We start from the raw sequence: 17,198 nt of genomic DNA, 5'->3' as shown, positions 1-17,198 counted from the left end.
CGAGGGGGAGCACACGTGACCGACGACCGTCTGGCCATCATCATCCTGGCTGCTGGCCAGGGAACCCGCATGAAGTCGGCGCTGCCGAAACTCCTGCACCCACTCGGCGGCGTGCCGATCGTCGGGCACGTGCTGGCGACCGCCCGCTCGCTCGACGCCGGGCACGTCATCGCCGTGGTCCGCCACGAGCGCGACCGCCTCGTCGAGGCCATCGAGTCGGAGCTCCCCGGTGCGACCATCGTCGACCAGGACGAGGTGCCCGGCACCGGTCGCGCGGTGGAGCAGGCGCTTCTGGCACTGCCCGACGACTTCGACGGCGACGTCCTCGTGGTCAACGGCGACGTCCCGCTGCTGAACGCCGCCACGCTCACCACGCTCATCGAACGCCACCGCAACCACGACGTCGCGGCGACGATCCTCTCGGCCATGCCCGACGACGCGACCGGCTACGGACGCATCATCCGCACCGAGGCTGGCGCCCTCGACTACATCGTCGAGCAGAAGGACGCGACCGACGCCGAGCGGGCCGTCAATGAGATCAACGCCGGGGTCTACCTCTTCGGTGTGAGCCAGCTCCGCGACGCCCTCGCCGAGGTCACCACCGACAACGCCCAGGGGGAGAAGTACCTCACGGACGTCATCGGCCTCCTGCGGCGCGCGGGCTCCGAGGTCTCTGCGCTCCCCGTGAGCGACTCCTGGCTGGTCGAGGGCATCAACGACCGCGCCCAGCTGAGCGCCGCCGCGGCCAAACTGAATGCCCTCCTCGTGCGCGCCTGGCAGCTCGCCGGCGTGACCGTCCAGGACCCGGCCACGACGTGGATCGACATCAAGGCGCGGCTGCACGCCGACGTCACCCTGCTTCCCGGGACGCAGATCCTCGGCGCGACGGTCGTCGAGTCCGGTGCGACGATCGGTCCGGACACCACGCTCATCGACACCGAGGTCGGCGCTGGCGCGCGCGTCCGCCGCACGGACGCGACGCTGTCGGTCATCGGTGCCGGCGCCGAGGTCGGGCCGTTCGCCTACCTGCGACCCGGCACGGTGCTCGGCGAGCGCGGCAAGATCGGCACCTTCGTGGAGACGAAGAACGCGCAGATCGGCGAGGGCAGCAAGGTCCCGCACCTCAGCTACATCGGCGACACCGAGATCGGCGTCGAGTCGAACGTCGGTGCCGGCACGATCACCTCGAACTACGACGGTGTGCACAAGCACCGCACGACCATCGGATCGCACGTCCGCACCGGCGCGCACAACACGCTCGTCGCCCCGGTCAGTGTCGGCGACGGCGCCTACTCCGGTGCCGGCACCGTCATCCGCAAGGACGTCCCGGCAGGGGCGCTGGCGTTGACGGTTGCGCAGCAGCGCAACGTCGAGGGCTGGGTCGAGCAGAAGCGCCCGGGTACGGCGGCTGCGACGGCAGCCGGCGCCGCCTCGGCGGCACCGACCGCGGATGCCGTGTCGGACGACGCGGCTGCGGCTGGTAACGTCGACTCGTGAGTGAGGCCGGAGGACTCCGGCAGAAGGCAGGGTCTGTGTCAGGCATCACGGCGGACAACAAGAAGCAGCTGGTCCTCGTCTCCGGACGAGCCCACCCGGAGCTCGCCGAGGCGATCGCGGCGGAGCTCGACTCCGAGCTCCTCCCCACCGATGCCAGGACCTTCGCCAACGGCGAGATCTACGCCCGGTACGACGAGAGCATCCGCGGCACCGACGTCTTCGTCATCCAGTCGCACACCGCTCCGATCAACGAGTGGCTCATGGAGCAGCTCATCATGGTCGACGCGGCCAAGCGCGCGAGTGCCAAGCGCATCACCGTGGTCGCCCCGTTCTACCCGTACGCGCGCCAGGACAAGAAGGGTCGCGGACGCGAGCCCATCTCCGCCCGCCTCGTCGCCGACCTCTTCAAGGCCGCCGGTGCCGACCGCATCATGTCGGTCGACCTCCACGCCGCGCAGATCCAGGGCTTCTTCGACGGCCCCGTCGACCACCTCTTCGCCATGCCGGTCCTCCTCGAGCACTTCCGCGCGAAGCTCGACCCGTCGACGCTGACGGTCGTCTCGCCCGACATGGGCCGCGTCCGCGTGGCCGACATCTGGAGCGACAAGCTCGGCGCACCGCTCGCCATCATCCACAAGCGCCGCGACCCGCTGGTCCCCAACCAGGTCAGCGTCCACGAGATCGTCGGCCAGGTCGAGGGTCGGGTCTGCCTGCTCGTCGACGACCTGATCGACACCGGACGCACGATCGTCAAGGCTGCCGAGGCACTCAAGAACGCCGGCGCGATCGGCGTCGTCGTCGCGGCCACCCACGCGGTGTTCTCCGACCCGGCGGTGGAGCTGCTGCAGAGCGACGCCATCGACTCGGTCGTCGTCACCGACACCCTCCCGGTCGACGAGGCCAAGCGCTTCGACAAGCTGACCGTCCTCTCGATCGCGCCGCTCATCGCCCGTGCGATCCACGAGGTCTTCGACGACGGCTCCGTCACGAGCATGTTCGACGGCGCCGCGTAGCCCATCGCCTTCCGCTGGCACGCAGAACGCCCGATCCGATTCGGACCGGGCGTTCTGCGTGTGCAGGCCGCGAGCTAGTGGCTCGAACCCTCCTGCTCGACCTCACTGCGATCGCCCGACCAGAGGGTGTGGAACGTGCCGTCGAGGTCGACGCGCTTGTAGGTGTGCGCGCCGAAGAAGTCGCGCTGGCCCTGGACGAGCGCTGCGGGCAGACGCTCGGCGCGGAGGCCGTCGTAGTACGACAGCGACGACGAGAACGCCGGCGAGGGGATGCCCGCCTGCGCGGCCGCGACGACGACGCGGCGCCAGCTGTCCTGCGCCTCCGCGACGGCGTCGCTGAAGTAGGGCGCCGTCACGAGGGCGACCAGCTCGGGGTTCTCCTCGTACGCCTCGGTGATGCGGTTGAGGAACTGCGCACGGATGATGCAGCCGCCGCGCCAGATCTTCGCGATCTCGCCCTTCTTGATGTCCCAGCCGTACTGCTCGGCACCGGCGACGATCTCGTCGAAGCCCTGCGAGTAGGCGATGATCTTCGACGCGTAGAGCGCCTGGCGTACGTCCTCGACGAACTGGTCGGGGTCGGCGACGGTCCACTCGTCGGAGGGACCGGCGAGCTCGCGGGCCGCTGCGCGCTGCGCCGGCTTCGACGACAGCGAACGGGCGAACACCGCCTCCGCGATGCCCGACACCGGGATGCCGAGGTCGAGGGCCGTCTGCACAGTCCACGCGCCGGTGCCCTTGGCGCCGGCCTGGTCGAGGATGACGTCGACGAGCGGCTGCCCGGTCTTCGCGTCGACCTGCTTGAGGACCTCGGCGGTGATCTCGATCAGGTAGCTCTCGAGCGTGCCGCGGTTCCACTCGGCGAAGATCTCCGCGATCTCGGCCGGCGACTTGCCGGTGCCGCGACGGATGAGGTCGTAGGCCTCGGCGATGAGCTGCATGTCCGCGTACTCGATGCCGTTGTGGATCATCTTGACGAAGTGGCCGGCGCCGTCGGTGCCGACGTGGGTGACGCAGGGCTCACCCTCGGCGATCGCGGCGATCGACTTGAGGATGGGGCCGAGGGTCTCCCACGCTTCGGCGGAGCCGCCCGGCATGATCGACGGTCCCTTGAGGGCACCCTCCTCGCCGCCGGAGATACCGGCGCCGACGAAGTTGATGCCGGTCTCGCGGACGGCCTTCTCGCGGCGGATGGTGTCGGTGAAGAGTGCGTTGCCGCCGTCGACGATGATGTCGCCGGGCTCGAAGACCTCGGTGAGCTGCTGGATGACGGCGTCGGTGCCCTTACCCGCCTGCACCATGATGATCGCGGTACGTGGCTTCGAGAGCGACGCGGCGAACTCCTCGATGGTCTTCGACGCGACGAAGCCGGCCTCGGGGTGCTCGCTCACGAGCAGGTCGGTGCGTTCGGGGGAGCGGTTGTACACGGCGACCGTGTTGCCCTCGCGGCTCGCCAGGTTGCGCGCGAGGTTGCTGCCCATGACGGCCAGACCGACGACGCCGATGTTGGCGCGAGCTTCGGCGGTGTTCACCATGTGGTTCTCCTTCAGAGTGGGTGATGCGGGAAGCGTTCCGAGTGCTCAGGAGTCGACGGGGCGGCTGCAGGACAGCGGCGACACCCTCGTCGATCCGGGCACGGCCCGTCCTGCAACCGTAGCAAAGGGAGGTGTCGCTCCACCGCTTGATGACCCCGCGTGCGGGTGAGGTCCGAGCGGGCCGTGCGGGCCTGTCCGGTATCGTGCTGTGCGGGTCGGACGAGCCGGCCGACCGGCCGACGGCCGGAGACCGCAGGGGGTTCCGTGTGAATGCACCGCTCGTCGTCGTCATGGGCGTGTCCGGGTCCGGGAAGAGCACGACCGGAGTGCTGATCGCCGACCGGCTCGGGGTGCCCTTCGTCGACGCCGACGCCCTGCACCCGCTCGAGAACGTGCGGAAGATGGCCGCCGGCACGCCGCTCGAGGACCCCGACCGCTGGCCCTGGCTGGCCCTCGTGGGCAAAGCGCTGGCAGACGCCTCGGACACCGGGCTCGTGATGGCCTGTTCCGCCCTCCGACGGGTCTACCGGGAGGCGATCCTCGCGGAGGCGCCAGGGGTGCGGTTCGTGCTCCTCCACGGCTCGCGCGAGGTGCTCGGACGCCGGATGGAGGGCAGGAGCGGTCACTTCATGCCGCCGTCGCTCCTCGACTCCCAGTTCGCACTCCTCGAGGACCTGGACGCCGACGAGCCGGGGTTCGTCGTGGACGTCGACGCCACCGTCGACGAGATCGTGGACGAGGCGGTCGCGGGCCTCAGCGCGGTGCGATAGACTCTCCCACTGAACTTCGGCGAGGGAAGCGGCCCGTGGCAGCTTCCGTGATCGACGCGGTGGTCTGGCTTCCGGCTTTTCCTCACGCAGATACGCGTTCGAGTTGACTCATCCATTCCGCCGCGCACCGTCGCGGCACGACCAACCGGGTGCAAGACCCGTGAGGAGAACATCATGTCCGATGACCTGAAGGTCACCGCGGAACTCCGCGAATCGTTCGGCAAGGGCGCAGCCCGCAAGCTCCGTGCCCTCGGCAAGATCCCGGCCGTGCTGTACGGCCACGGCACCGAGCCCGTGCACGTCTCGCTGCCCGGCCACCAGATGCTGCTCATCCTCCGCAAGTCCAACGCGGTGCTCGAGCTCGACATCGACGGCAAGGGCCAGCTCGCCTTGGTCAAGGACGTCCAGAAGGACCCCGTGCGCCAGATCATCGAGCACCTCGACCTCATCGTCGTCAAGAAGGGTGAGAAGGTCCAGGTCGACATCCCTGTGCACGTCGAGGGCGAGTCCGCCGCCGGCACCATCCTCAACCAGGACGCCACCACGGTGAGCCTCGAGGTCGAAGCGACCCACATCCCCGAGCGCGTCACCGTCAGCGTCGAGGGCCTCGAAGAGGGCGCCCAGATCCTGGCCGGCGACCTCGAGCTCCCGAAGGGCGCGTCGCTCATCACCGAGGCCGACGTCCTCATCGTCGCGATCGCCGTGCCGGCCGCTCCGGTGGACGAGGAGACGGAGGCCGCTGAGGCCGCTGCCGAGGAGACCGCAGCCGAGGCCGAGGCCGCCGAGTAGTCACCACTCCAGCAGACGAACCTGTCGCCCGCCCGCCCCGATAGTCTCGGAGCATGGCAGGCGGCAGGTTCGCTCGGTTTCTGGCCGGTCTCACCGGACGGGCCGAGGCGTTCGATCAGGAAGGCAGCATGGCTGCAGACACGTGGCTCATCGTCGGGCTCGGGAACCCGGGCGAGCAGTACGCCCGCAACCGGCACAACGTCGGGCAGATGGTCCTCGACGAGGTCGCGAAGCGCATCGGCGGGACCTTCAAGACCCACAAGGGCAACGCGCGCGTGGCTGAGGGGCGTCTCGTGCCCGGCGGCCCGAAACTCGTGCTCGGCAAGCCCAACAGCTACATGAACCTCTCCGGCGGCCCGACCGCTGCGCTCGCCCAGTTCTTCTCCGTCGACCCCGACCATGTCATCGCCGTCCACGACGAGCTCGACATCCCGTTCGACTCGATCAAGCTCAAGCAGGGTGGCGGGCACGGTGGGCACAACGGTGTCCGCGACATCGCCTCAGCGCTGAAGACCCCGGAATTCCTGCGGGTCCGGGTCGGAATCGGGAGGCCGCCGGGCCGTCAGGACGCCGCCGACTTCGTCCTCAAGGACTTCGCGGGAACGGAACGGGAGCAGCTCCCGATGCTGATTTCGGACGCTGCGGACGCGGTCGAACTCCTCGTGAACGAGGGCCTGTTGGCTGCACAGACCCGTTTCCACGGCGCCTGACGCCCGCTCAGCTGAGCGGTGAGCGGTCGCGTCGGGCCTGACGCGTGCTGGCGCCGACGAGCGTCGCGCCCACCAGGAGCAGCCCGCTGATGAGCAGTGCGGCTGAGCTGGGGACCTCGGCTCCCGTCCGGGCCAACGGAGCCTCCGGTTCGAGTGGAGCGAGCCCCCACACGATGCCGAGCGAGGTGTGGAGCGCCCCCGTCGAGACACGGGGTGCGTCCGGGAGCGGTAGGCGACCGGCGACGGCGGACGTCACCGACCCGGTGGGGGCGAGGTCCGACGCGCGCGAATACCCGGTCAGGACCGCCTCGAACGTGTGGGAGAACGAGCCGTGGTCGAGTGCGGTCGGTGTCAGGACGAGCGGCTCGGTGCTGGTGCAGACCGTCGAGGCACCAGGCTCGATGAACTCGCTGCTGCAGGTGAGGCGGGTGTCCGGCGTCTCCGCGAGGGTGATGTCGCCCAGCGCGTTCTCGCCGGTGTTGGTGACCGTCGCGATGACACGCAAGCGGTCACCAGGGTCGGTCGTGACGGTCTCGCCCTCGACCGGAACCCACGATCCGTCGGCACCCTGGATCTCGAGGTGGACGGTGCCCTCCACGGCCAGCGCGGGGACGAGCACGCGATAGGTGGTCTCGTCCGTGCTGCTGAGCCCCGCGGCGGTCTGCTCCACGCGGACGACCGCCTCGCCGGACTCGACGACATCGGTGCTTGCGCAACTCCAGCGGCCGGCCGGGTCCACGGTGGTCTCACACAGGGTGTGGCCCTCGCCGTCGCGCACGGTGACGTCGGCGCCCGGTTCGCCCGTTCCGGCGGAGGTCGGTCGTGAGGACTCCACGAGGGCGCCGGATGCCGGGCTCTCGATCACGACCCGGTCGATGGCGGTCAGGGCCGGCTGCGAGCCGAGGTCGAGCCCGCGGACGGCATCACCCGCCACGGCGACGGTCAGCAAGCCGCGAGCGACCGGTGTGACGTCGACCTCGATCGTGCACGACTCCTCGCCCGCCGTGAGGTCGCCCGTGAACGCGATGTCGGCCCCGGCCCCAGGAGCGGTCACCTCTGCTGTGCAGCTCGTGATCACTCGCGGATCGGCTGCGACCGCGAGTCCGCCGGGCAGGACCGTCTGCACGGACCAGCCGGCCTTCGCGGCGAGTTCCGGGGTGTTGCGCACGACGAAGCGGAGACGGACCGTCTCACCGACGACGGCGGTTTCCTGCGACACTGCGACGTCGAGGGTCGGCGTCACGTCGATGATGCGCAGATCGTCGAAGGCGTGGTCGTTGCCCGAGCCGCCGCCGTGTTCGTTGCGCATCACGACGCCGATCGATGTCGCGTCCACCAACATCGAGGCATCGGCGGTGAAGTGCCCGGCACGAGCGGAGACGCCGCCGTGGCTGAACGAATCGGCTCGGTCGTCCGTGCACGGGTCGATCGCCTGCTCGGACACCGGGTGTTCGAGGCCGTCGGGGGTCCGCAGCGCGAGCTGCAGCGCGGTCGGTACCGCTGCGAAGCAGTTCAGGGACGCGACGTTCACGGAGGCGGTCAGGAAGCGGTCGGAACCGGTCGCGAGGGGGATCGGCGTGGTCGTCTCCAGTTCGACCGCGCCGTCTGGACCGTTAGTCTGGGTGTAGGCCGCAACGGCGGAATTGGACCTCGGATCGGTGCCGTTGAGGATGCCCAGCACTCCGGCGAGGGCACGGACGTTCGACATGGCGCTCGCGGCGTCCAGGCAGTCACCGGGTTCGGCGCCCGTCATGGAGGCGGACAGGATGAAGCCGTTGCACGCCGCTCGGTCCGTCCAGAAGTCGTCGGCGTCGAACCGCAGGTCCGAACGGCCCAGATAGTCGCGGACCGACAGGGGCGCCCCGGCGTCGGGTGCGCGTTCGAAGTCCTCGTGGAAGACCTCACCGCGCGGAGTGCCCGGTGCATCGGTCGGCGGCTCGGAGGCCGATGCTCCGGCGGGTACCGGTTGGATCATCGAGAGGGTCCAGCCGACCGTCAGCACGAGTGTCGTGGCCAGGATCGGACGGAGTGGGCTGGTCGAAACGCGCATGCAGCATCCCAAGAGATCATCGGATGGGGGAGGCCGCCAGCGTAGCAGTACTGGTGTGCTGAGATATCAGACGATCGAGGGGTGGCCGTCCGATGAAGCGGAAGCCGACGGCTCAGGCGCGCACGTACCGCGAGATCAGCAGCTCCTCGGCGCGCAGGAGATGCTGCAACCGCATCGCTCGCGGCGCCGGGGACGCGGGACCTGCGGAGACGCGGACGCTCTCGCCGCCGACGAGCGCCGGACTGATCGTCAGGCAGAGTTCGTCGACGGCGTCGGCGGCGATGAACGAGCCGAAGAGTGCCGGCCCACCCTCGCACAGGATCTGTCGCAGACCACGGTCGGAGAGTGCCTGGACGACTCGCGCCGGTTCGACGTGTTCCTCGCCGCACGCGACCACGTCGGCGACCGCCTCCAGTGCTGCGCGCTTCGCGGGGTCGGCGCGGTCGGTCGTCACGACGAGCGGCCGGACCGGTGCCTGGGTGAAGACCTCCGAGCGCAGGTCGAGGTCGAGCGAGCCCGACACGATCGCGAACACCGGGTGCAGGGGGAGGCCGTGGTCGTCGCGCCACATCGCGGCGTCGACATCGAGCCGCATGGCACCGTAGCCCTCGTCGCGCACGGTCCCGGCACCGACGAGCACGACATCGGTGAGTCGACGCAGGATGTCGAACACGGTCTTGTCGGCCGGGCCGCCGAGCCCGCCGGAGACGCCGTCGACGGTCGCCCCACCGTCCAGGCTCGTCACGAAGTTCACGCGGACGGTCGTGACGGAGCGGTCCTCGACGGTGTAGGCCGCCACGAGCTCGTCGACCGACAGCGGTCGGTCCTGCGCGGGGACCAGGCTCGTGATGCTGGGGGTGCTCATGTGACTCCTCGAGGGTTCCGGATCAGACGTTGTGGACGGGCGCCACCGGTGCGCGGAAGCCGAGGATCGCCTCGGTCATCCGCACGGCCGCGATCGACTCGGGCACGGCGTGCATCCGCACGATGCGGGCGCCGAGGAGGATGCACGCGGCAGCGGACACCAGGGAACCCTCGAGACGTTCCGACTTCGGCCGATCGAGGGACTCGCCGATGAAGTCCTTGTTCGAGACGGCGGCGAGCGTCGGCAGCCCGAGCGCGGCGATCTCGTCGAACCGTCGCGTGAGCTCGAGCGTCTGCACGGTGTTCTTGTTGAGGTCGTGCCCGGGGTCCACGATGAGCCGTGACTCGGGGATGCCGTGCGAGAGCGCGAGGTCGACGCGGGCTGCGAGGAAGGCGGCGACCTCACCGGCGACGTCGTCGTAGTGGGGACGGGGATGCGGCTGCCTGGGCCTGGCCAGACTGTGCGTGATGACGAGGGTGGCCTCGCTCGCTGCGACGACGTCCGCGAGCGCCGGATCGTGGATCCCCGTGGTGTCGTTGATGACGGAGGCGCCCGCCGCGATGCAGGCCGCCGCCACCTCGGGGCGGAAGGTGTCGACGGAGATGACGACGTCGCTCCGTGCGGCGAGCGCCTCGACGACGGGGAGCACGCGGTCGATCTCCTCGGCGGTGGGGATCTCCGGCCCGGGGGCGAACTTGGCTCCGCCGATGTCGACCCAGTCGGCGCCCTGTTCTGCGGCGGTCACGGCGGCGTCGACGGCGCGGTCGAGTGAGAACGTCGCGCCCTGGTCGAAGAAGGAGTCCGGGGTGCGGTTGATGATCGCCATGACCGCGACCTGCTTCGAGAAGTCGAACGTCCGCGCTCCGATCCGGCGGATCGGTTGGCGGATCGGGGGGAGCGGGAAGCCGCCGGTCCGTTCGGGGTGTCGGTCTGACCGGGGCTCCGTGCTCGTCATGGGTCAATCATGACGCGTCCGGCGCGCGAGGACGCCGCGTGACGCGTCGTCCGCAGCCGATTGACAGCGGTGACCGGCGGGCGATCGGGTCATGGGTGTCGGTGGCTCGGCGTAGGCTGTCCCGGTGACGCTTCAGGGTTTGACTCACGCGCTTCGGCGCGCCGCAACGATCGACGATGCCCTCGCGTACGCGGGCAAGAGCGCGGACTTCTCCGTGATCGACGGGCTGCGTGCACCGCTCCTCGCGGCGCTCATGGACGAGCGCGGTCGGCAGGGTGCCGCCCAGGCGGCCCTCGTCGTCACCGCGACCGGCCGTGACTCCGAGCGGCTCCGCTCCGCGCTCAGCGACCTCATGCCCGAGGCCGAGATCGTCGAGTTCCCGGCCTGGGAGACCCTGCCGCACGAACGCCTCAGCCCGAGCGCCGAGATCGTCGGCCGACGCCTGGAGGCGCTGCGGCGGCTCGGCGCCTGGACAGGGGAGCGGCCGTTCCTCCTCGTCGCCTCCGTTCGCGCCGCGCTGCAGCCCGTGGCCGACAACCTCACCGAGACCGCTCCGATCGAGCTCGTCCAGGGCGGTCGCGGGCACGACCTCGCCGCGATCGCGCTGCGCCTCGTCGAACTCGCGTACACCCGGGTCGACATGGTCTCGCGGCGTGGTGAGTTCGCGTTGCGCGGTGGCATCCTCGACGTCTTCCCTCCGGTCGCCGACCACCCGTACCGGGTCGAGTTCTTCGGCGACGAGGTCGACGGCATCCGGGCGTTCTCGGTCGCCGACCAGCGATCGCTGCCCGAGCCGGTCGACGCGATCCGCCTGCCGCCGTCTCGGGAACTGCTCCTCAGCCCGGCCGTCCGGCAGCGCGCCGCGGAGATGCAGCACGAGTTCCCGAGCCTCACCGGCATCCTCGAGAAGATCGCGGAGGGCATCGCGGTGGAGGGCATGGAGTCGCTCTCCCCGGCCCTCGTCGACCGCCTCGTCCCGATCACCCACTACCTGCCGGATGGAGCGGCCGTCGCCGTCGTCTCGCCGGAGCGCGTCGTCACGCGGTCGATCAGCCTCGCCGAGACGAACCGCGAGTTCCTCGCCGCCGCATGGAGCGCCGCGACCGTCGGTGCGAACGCGCCGATCGACCTCGCCTCCGGCGACTTCATCTCGCTGGGCGCCCTGAAGGAGTCCGTCACCTTCAGCGCTCCCGGCCAGCCGGCACCCGACCACCCGTGGTGGACGTTCAGCGGCTTCCGCGCCGGCCCCGACGTCGAGACGCTCCCGGAGCACCTCGAACTCGACGAGCTCCTCACCGTCACGGTCGACGGCGACACCGTGCCGAGCTTCCACGGCAACGTCGAGGGCGCCATCGAACACGTCGCCGACCGCATCCGCGAAGGGTGGACGGTCGTCGTCGCCGCCCGCGGGGTCGGTCTCGTCGAGCGCGCGGCGGACGTCCTCGCCGAGCACGAGATCGCCGCTCGCATGGTCGACGAGCTACCGGCCGACCCTGAGTCCGGCGTCGCCTACCTGTTGCAGGCCGACGTCGAGGGCGGCTTCGAGCTCGAGACGTCGAAGCTCATGCTGCTCGGCGAGACCGAGTTCTACGGACGCACCGCCGGGTACGACTCGCGCCTGGTCAAGAAGCTCGCCACCCGACGCAAGAACGTCGTCGACCCGATGCAGCTCCGGTCCGGCGACTTCGTCGTGCACCAGACCCACGGCATCGGCAAGTTCGTCGAGATGACCCAGCGCGAGGTCTCGAGCGGCGGACGCAACCCGGTGAAGAGCACCCGCGAGTACCTCGTCCTCGAGTACGCACCCTCCAAGCGCGGGTACCCGGGCGACAAGCTGCTCGTCCCCACGGACCAGCTCGACCTGCTCACCCGCTACGTGGGCGGCGAGGCTCCGCAGCTCAGCAAGATGGGCGGCAGCGACTGGTCGCAGGCGAAGAGCAAGGCGCGCAAGGCCGTCCGCGACATCGCCGTCGAGCTGGTCAAGCTCTACTCGGCGCGCATGGCGTCGAAAGGGCACGCCTTCGGCCCCGACACCCCGTGGCAGCGCGAGCTCGAGGAGGCGTTCCCGTTCGCGGAGACCCCCGACCAGCTGCAGACCATCGACGAGGTCAAGGCCGACATGGAGCGCGAGATCCCGATGGACCGCCTCCTCTCCGGCGACGTGGGGTTCGGGAAGACCGAGGTCGCCGTCCGTGCCGCGTTCAAGGCCGTCCAGGACGGCAAGCAGGTCGCGATGCTCGTGCCGACCACGCTGCTCGTCAAGCAGCACTTCGAGACCTTCCAGGAGCGGTTCGCCGGGTTCCCGGTACACCTGCGGCCGCTCAGCCGGTTCCAGTCCGACAAGGAGGCTCGGGAGGCGCTCGCCGGACTCGCCGACGGCACGGTCGACGTCATCATCGGGACCCACCGGCTCCTCACGGACAAGGTGCAGTTCAAGGACCTCGGTCTCGTGATCATCGACGAGGAGCAGCGGTTCGGTGTCGAGCACAAGGACGCCCTCAAGAAGTTGAAGACGAACGTCGACATCCTGGCCATGAGCGCGACCCCGATCCCGCGCACGCTCGAGATGGCGGTCACCGGCATCCGGGAGATGTCCACGCTCGCCACGCCACCGGAGGACCGCCACCCGATCCTGTCCTTCGTCGGTCCGTACAACGGCAAGCAGGTCGGTGCGGCGATCCGGCGCGAGCTCCTGCGCGAAGGCCAGATCTTCTTCGTGCACAACCGGGTCTCGTCCATCAGTCGGGTCGCGGCGGACCTCGCGGAGCTCGTCCCCGAGGCACGCATCGCCATCGCCCACGGGCAGCTCGGCGAGGCCGCGCTCGAACAGGTCGTGGTCGACTTCTGGGAGCGCCGCTTCGACGTCCTCGTCTGCACGACGATCATCGAGACCGGCCTCGACATCTCGAACGCCAACACGATCATCATCGACCGCGCCGACAAGTACGGCCTGAGCCAGCTGCACCAGCTGCGGGGTCGTGTCGGTCGAGGTCGTGAGCGCGCCTACGCCTACTTCCTCTACGACGAGCACAAGCCGCTCTCCGAGACCGCCCACGACCGGCTCTCGACCATCGCGGCCAACAACGAGCTCGGCAGCGGTATGCAGGTCGCCCTGAAGGACCTCGAGATCCGTGGCGCGGGCAACATGCTCGGCGGTGAGCAGGCCGGCCACATCGCGGGAGTGGGCTTCGACCTCTATCTCCGCATGATCGGCGAGGCCGTGTCCACCTTCCGCGGCGACGTCGCCGAGGGGCAGACCGAGCTCCGGCTCGAGCTACCCGTCGACGCACACATCCCCGAGGAGTACGTCGACAGTGAGCGGCTGCGGCTGGAGGCCTACCAGAAGCTGTCGGCCGCGTCCGGGCCGGCGGCGAAGGACGGTCAGATCGACCTCGTGATCGACGAACTCACCGATCGCTACGGTGAGCCGCCGGCACAGGTGAGCACGCTCATCGCCGTGTCGAGGCTCCGCCAGCGTGCGCAGCGCTCGGGACTCAGCGACCTCATCGCCGTCGGACCGAACCTGCGGGTCACCCCTGCCGACCTCCCCGACTCGATTCAGACGCGGTTGCGACGCATGTATCCCGGCGCGAAGTACCTGGCCCAGACGAACACCGTCATCGTGCCGTTGCCGCGCGTCGGCGACGAACCGCTGGCCGACACCGACCTCATCGCCTGGGTGCAGCAGTTCCTGAACGCGATCTACCCGCTGCCGGAGGGCTCGACGTCGTCCTAGCGGGCAGCAGGAGATGGGCCCGCGGGACGACAGCGTCGGTACCCGCGGCCGATCCGACAGCCGTCGTCCATCCCTAGCGTGGAGGGATGAAGAAGTTCCTCCGCATCGTCCTCACCGGGGTCGTGGCGCTCGTCGCGCTCGTGCTCGCCGGGCTCCTCACGACCACCATCGTCAACACCGCCGCATCGGCTGCTGAAGCCACGCGTATCGAGGAGTACGGGCAGCGGGTCGAGGTCGACGGTAAACGCATGAACGTGTCGGTGACGGGAGACGGTGACCAGACGATCGTCCTCCTGCCCGGCTTCGGCACCGGTTCGCCCGTGCTCGACTTCTCGCCGCTCGTCGGGGAGCTCTCGTCGTCGTACCGGGTGATCGTGGTCGAGCCCTTCGGTTACGGGCTGAGCGACCAGACCGACGTGCCGCGAACGACCGAGAACATCGTCTCGGAGATCCACGAGGCGGTCGCCGGGCTGGGCATCGACCGGTACGTGTTGATGGGGCACTCCATCGCGGGGATCTACGCGCTGGACTACGTCGAGCGGTTCCGCGACGAGGTGACGGCGTTCGTCGGTGTCGACAGCAGCGTGCCCGACCAACCGGGTATGGACGCCGCGCTGCCGGTCGACGCCCTGCGTGCGGCCAAGGCACTCGGCATCACCCGGGTCGTCACGGCGCTGTCGGGCGACCCGTACCCGGATCCGCCGTACGACCAGCACACGCGTGAGCAGCTCGGGATGATCTCGCTGCGCAACACCTCGAGTGCGACGTCCTCGGACGAGATGTCGCGCATCGCGGCGAACTTCCGAGCGGCGAAGGGGAAGACCTTCCCGGCAGACCTCCCGGTGCTGCTCTTCGCCCAGCGGGACAACCTGACGGTGGAGGGGTGGCTGCCGCTTCATGAGGAGCAGGCCGCGAGCGTCGACCGAGGAGAGGTCGTGCCGCTCGACGCCGACCACTACCTGCACCACACGACGTCCCGCGAGATCGCCGCGGACGTCGACCGCTTCCTCGCGACTCCGGGCGTCGGGTAGCCGGTCGACGGGCCAGGCAGTCGGTCTGCGGACGGACGTATGCTGGTGCCCACGATCCCGTCGAGTCGGAGGAACCCATGGCGACCAGCATCCGGACGAAGCAGGAGCCGAAGGTGGTCGTGGCCGACGCCGTGGCCCGGCTCCGACAGACCTTCGACCGCGGCACCACGAAGCCCGTCGCTTGGCGGCTCCGGCAGCTCCGTGCGCTGAAGCAACTGCTCCTCGAACGGGGCGGCGAGCTCGAGCGGGCGCTGGCGACCGACCTGGGCAAGAGCGGTACCGAGGCGCAGATCACCGAGATCGGCCTCCTCGTCGGCGAGATCGACCACACGCTGAAGCACCTGAAGCGTTGGGTGCGGCCCCGACGCGTCGCGGTGCCACTCACCCTCGCCCCGGCGTCGGCATCGGTCGTGGCGGAACCGGTCGGCGTCGTCCTCGTCATCGGCCCGTGGAACTATCCGGTCCAGCTCTGCATCGGTCCCGTCATCGGGGCGCTCGCCGCGGGTGACGCCGTCCTGCTGAAGCCCAGCGAGCTCGCCCCCGCCACGAGCGCCGCACTCGCGCGCCTCCTCCCGGAGTACCTCGACGACCGTGCCGTCGCGGTCGTCGAGGGCGATGCGGAGGTCGCCACCGCCCTCCTCGCCGAGCGGTTCGACCACATCTTCTACACGGGTGGCGCCACCGTGGGCAAGGTCGTCGCCCGGGCCGCGGCGGAGCATCTGACCCCGATCACCCTGGAACTCGGCGGGAAGTCGCCGGTGTACGTCGACGACACTGTTGACCTCGCGGATGCGGCCCGCCGGATCGTCTGGGGCAAGCTCATGAACGCCGGCCAGACCTGCGTCGCCCCCGACTACCTGCTCGCGACGCGGTCGGTCGCCGATCGGCTCGTCCCGTACCTGCGCGACGCGATCGCAGCCCTCTACGGCCCGGACCCCGCCGACAGTGCCGACTACGGCCGCATCATCTCCGACAGGCACTTCGACCGGGTCAGCGGTCTGCTCGACGGTCTCGAACCGGCCCTCGGCGGCGAGGTCGACGCCTCGGAGCGGTACATCGCCCCGACGGTCGTGAACGGCGTCGACACTTCGGCGTCGATCATGCAGGAGGAGATCTTCGGTCCGATCCTGCCGATCCTCCACGTGTCCGGGCTCGAACAGGCCATCGCGCACATCCGGGCGGGGGAGAAACCGCTCGCGCTCTACGTCTTCAGCGATGACCGCGCCACGCGGAAGCGGTTCACGCGCGACACCTCCTCTGGCGCGTTGGCGTTCGGCGTGCCGGCCGCCCACCTCCTCGTGCCGGGTCTGCCGTTCGGCGGTGTCGGGGCCAGCGGGATGGGCGCGTATCACGGTCGCCATTCCTTCGACACGTTCAGTCACGCGAAGGCGGTGTTCTCCAAGCCGCTGTCCCCGGACACGCTGTCGCTCGTCTACCCGCCTTTCACCGAAGCGCGCGACCGGATCGCGCGACTGATCTCGAAGACCGGCAGCACCGACGGCCGCCGCCCGTGGGGAGCCCGTCGGTGAGCAGCGAGCCCGTCGGCGACACCTCCGCTGAGCGCCTCGTCGACGCCATGCGGCAGATCCGCGACCGCTGTGTGTGGACGCAGGGCATCGATCACGACATGCTCGTGCCGTACCTCATCGAGGAGAGCTACGAGCTCGTCGAAGCGGTCGAGGCCGGGACGCGCGACGAACTCGTCGAGGAACTCGGCGACGTGCTGTGGCAGGTCGTCTTCCATGCGGAGATCGCATCCCGTGACGCCGATGCACCGTTCGACTTCGACGACGTCGCCGAGGCCGTCACCCGCAAGATGGTCCACCGTCATCCGCACGTGTTCGGCGACGAAGCAGCGCCGACCCCGGAGGACGTGGTGCGCGTCTGGAACGCCGCGAAGGCCGAGGAGAAGGCGAAGCGCAGCAGCGCGCTCGAGGGGATCCCGCAGGGGATGCCGTCGCTCGCCCTCGCCGACAAGGTGCTCGGCAGGGCCGTGCCGCTCGGAGTCGGACCGATGGCCGTCGCCGATGTCGTCGACGACGAGGACGCCCTGGGGGAGCAGCTCCTCGCCGTGGTCGCTGCAGCACGGGCGAACGGGCTCGACGCGGAACGGGCGCTCCGGGGTGCCGTCCGTCGGTTGAGCGCGCGGGTGCGGGACGCCGAGCGTCCGGTGGCGTCACCGACCGACGACTGAGCGAGGGTCGCCGGGCGCCTGCTCACGGTGCCCGTTCCCCGTCATGCCAGAAT

General features: G+C 69.9%; 13 protein-coding genes. 9 read left to right on the top strand and 4 right to left on the bottom strand.

Features of this window, described 5'->3' with window-relative positions:
* Positions 1 to 15: 15 nt before the first annotated feature.
* Positions 16 to 1,497 (top strand): bifunctional UDP-N-acetylglucosamine diphosphorylase/glucosamine-1-phosphate N-acetyltransferase GlmU, encoded by a 1,482-nt coding sequence (glmU, locus tag BIU99_RS10575; RefSeq protein WP_071261099.1) that lies wholly within the window; start codon positions 16 to 18, stop codon positions 1,495 to 1,497.
* 35 nt (positions 1,498 to 1,532) lie between these two features.
* Positions 1,533 to 2,510, top strand: coding sequence for a ribose-phosphate diphosphokinase (locus BIU99_RS10570; protein WP_064296480.1), 978 nt, complete (start codon positions 1,533 to 1,535; stop codon positions 2,508 to 2,510).
* A gap of 74 nt (positions 2,511 to 2,584) precedes the next feature.
* Here the strand turns inward: BIU99_RS10570 and gndA are convergent, their stop codons facing one another.
* On the bottom strand, positions 2,585 to 4,045 hold the full coding sequence (gndA, locus tag BIU99_RS10565; protein WP_071261097.1) for an NADP-dependent phosphogluconate dehydrogenase: 1,461 nt from the start codon (positions 4,043 to 4,045) through the stop codon (positions 2,585 to 2,587).
* Positions 4,046 to 4,311: 266 nt separating this feature from the next.
* Between gndA and BIU99_RS10560 the strand changes: the two genes are divergently transcribed.
* The 3 genes from BIU99_RS10560 to pth all read left to right on the top strand — a co-directional run bounded on the left by BIU99_RS10560 (position 4,312) and on the right by pth (position 6,314).
* Entirely contained in the window at positions 4,312 to 4,815 is a 504-nt protein-coding gene (locus BIU99_RS10560) for a gluconokinase (protein WP_240555704.1), read from the top strand.
* Positions 4,816 to 4,989: 174 nt separating this feature from the next.
* A complete protein-coding gene (locus tag BIU99_RS10555) occupies positions 4,990 to 5,604 on the top strand; it encodes a 50S ribosomal protein L25/general stress protein Ctc (protein WP_064296478.1) in 615 nt (204 codons plus the stop codon).
* Positions 5,605 to 5,732: 128 nt separating this feature from the next.
* Entirely contained in the window at positions 5,733 to 6,314 is a 582-nt protein-coding gene (gene pth / locus BIU99_RS10550; RefSeq protein WP_071261254.1) for an aminoacyl-tRNA hydrolase, read from the top strand.
* 7 nt (positions 6,315 to 6,321) lie between these two features.
* Here pth and BIU99_RS10545 read toward each other — a convergent pair whose 3' ends face one another.
* From BIU99_RS10545 to folP, 3 genes are all read right to left on the bottom strand, one after another.
* Positions 6,322 to 8,364, bottom strand: coding sequence for an Ig-like domain-containing protein (locus tag BIU99_RS10545; protein ID WP_071261095.1), 2,043 nt, complete (start codon positions 8,362 to 8,364; stop codon positions 6,322 to 6,324).
* Positions 8,365 to 8,476: 112 nt separating this feature from the next.
* Positions 8,477 to 9,229, bottom strand: a complete 753-nt coding sequence (locus tag BIU99_RS10540) for a pyrimidine reductase family protein (protein ID WP_064296476.1) — start codon at positions 9,227 to 9,229, stop codon at positions 8,477 to 8,479.
* Positions 9,230 to 9,251: 22 nt separating this feature from the next.
* Complete coding sequence (gene folP, locus BIU99_RS10535; protein ID WP_064296475.1) at positions 9,252 to 10,184, bottom strand: dihydropteroate synthase; 933 nt, start codon at positions 10,182 to 10,184, stop codon at positions 9,252 to 9,254.
* Positions 10,185 to 10,308: 124 nt separating this feature from the next.
* On the opposite strand from folP, the gene mfd reads away from it, so the two are divergent.
* The 4 genes from mfd (at position 10,309) to BIU99_RS10515 (ending at position 17,145) form a co-directional block, all read left to right on the top strand.
* Positions 10,309 to 13,920, top strand: a complete 3,612-nt coding sequence (gene mfd, locus BIU99_RS10530) for a transcription-repair coupling factor (RefSeq protein ID WP_064296474.1) — start codon at positions 10,309 to 10,311, stop codon at positions 13,918 to 13,920.
* An 86-nt stretch (positions 13,921 to 14,006) separates the two neighbouring features.
* Positions 14,007 to 14,951 (top strand): alpha/beta fold hydrolase, encoded by a 945-nt coding sequence (locus tag BIU99_RS10525; protein WP_071261093.1) that lies wholly within the window; start codon positions 14,007 to 14,009, stop codon positions 14,949 to 14,951.
* Between the two features lie 77 nt (positions 14,952 to 15,028).
* The gene (locus BIU99_RS10520; RefSeq protein WP_082916210.1) at positions 15,029 to 16,480 is read left to right on the top strand and encodes an aldehyde dehydrogenase family protein; all 1,452 of its coding nucleotides are present in this window, start codon (positions 15,029 to 15,031) and stop codon (positions 16,478 to 16,480) included.
* Positions 16,477 to 17,145, top strand: coding sequence for a MazG family protein (locus tag BIU99_RS10515; RefSeq protein ID WP_231884408.1), 669 nt, complete (start codon positions 16,477 to 16,479; stop codon positions 17,143 to 17,145). The genes BIU99_RS10520 and BIU99_RS10515 overlap by 4 nt, the downstream gene beginning before the upstream one ends.
* Positions 17,146 to 17,198: the final 53 nt, after the last annotated feature.

Origin of the sequence: Plantibacter sp. MMLR14_011 (assembly GCF_001865025.1) — a bacterium.
Classification (GTDB): domain Bacteria; phylum Actinomycetota; class Actinomycetes; order Actinomycetales; family Microbacteriaceae; genus Plantibacter; species Plantibacter flavus_A.
The sequence above is the reverse complement of the archived record's forward strand: the minus strand, read 5'-3'. Positions and strand labels throughout refer to the sequence as shown.

Excerpts from the sequence above, each read along its gene's own strand:
- gndA (WP_071261097.1), bottom strand. The coding sequence starts at position 4,045 with ATGGTGAACACCGCCGAAGCTCGCGCCAACATCGGCGTCGTCGGTCTG.
- BIU99_RS10555 (WP_064296478.1), top strand. The coding sequence starts at position 4,990 with ATGTCCGATGACCTGAAGGTCACCGCGGAACTCCGCGAATCGTTCGGC.
- pth (WP_071261254.1), top strand. The coding sequence starts at position 5,733 with ATGGCTGCAGACACGTGGCTCATCGTCGGGCTCGGGAACCCGGGCGAG.
- BIU99_RS10545 (WP_071261095.1), bottom strand. The coding sequence starts at position 8,364 with ATGCGCGTTTCGACCAGCCCACTCCGTCCGATCCTGGCCACGACACTC.
- BIU99_RS10540 (WP_064296476.1), bottom strand. The coding sequence starts at position 9,229 with ATGAGCACCCCCAGCATCACGAGCCTGGTCCCCGCGCAGGACCGACCG.
- folP (WP_064296475.1), bottom strand. The coding sequence starts at position 10,184 with ATGACGAGCACGGAGCCCCGGTCAGACCGACACCCCGAACGGACCGGC.
- BIU99_RS10525 (WP_071261093.1), top strand. The coding sequence starts at position 14,007 with ATGAAGAAGTTCCTCCGCATCGTCCTCACCGGGGTCGTGGCGCTCGTC.
- BIU99_RS10520 (WP_082916210.1), top strand. The coding sequence starts at position 15,029 with ATGGCGACCAGCATCCGGACGAAGCAGGAGCCGAAGGTGGTCGTGGCC.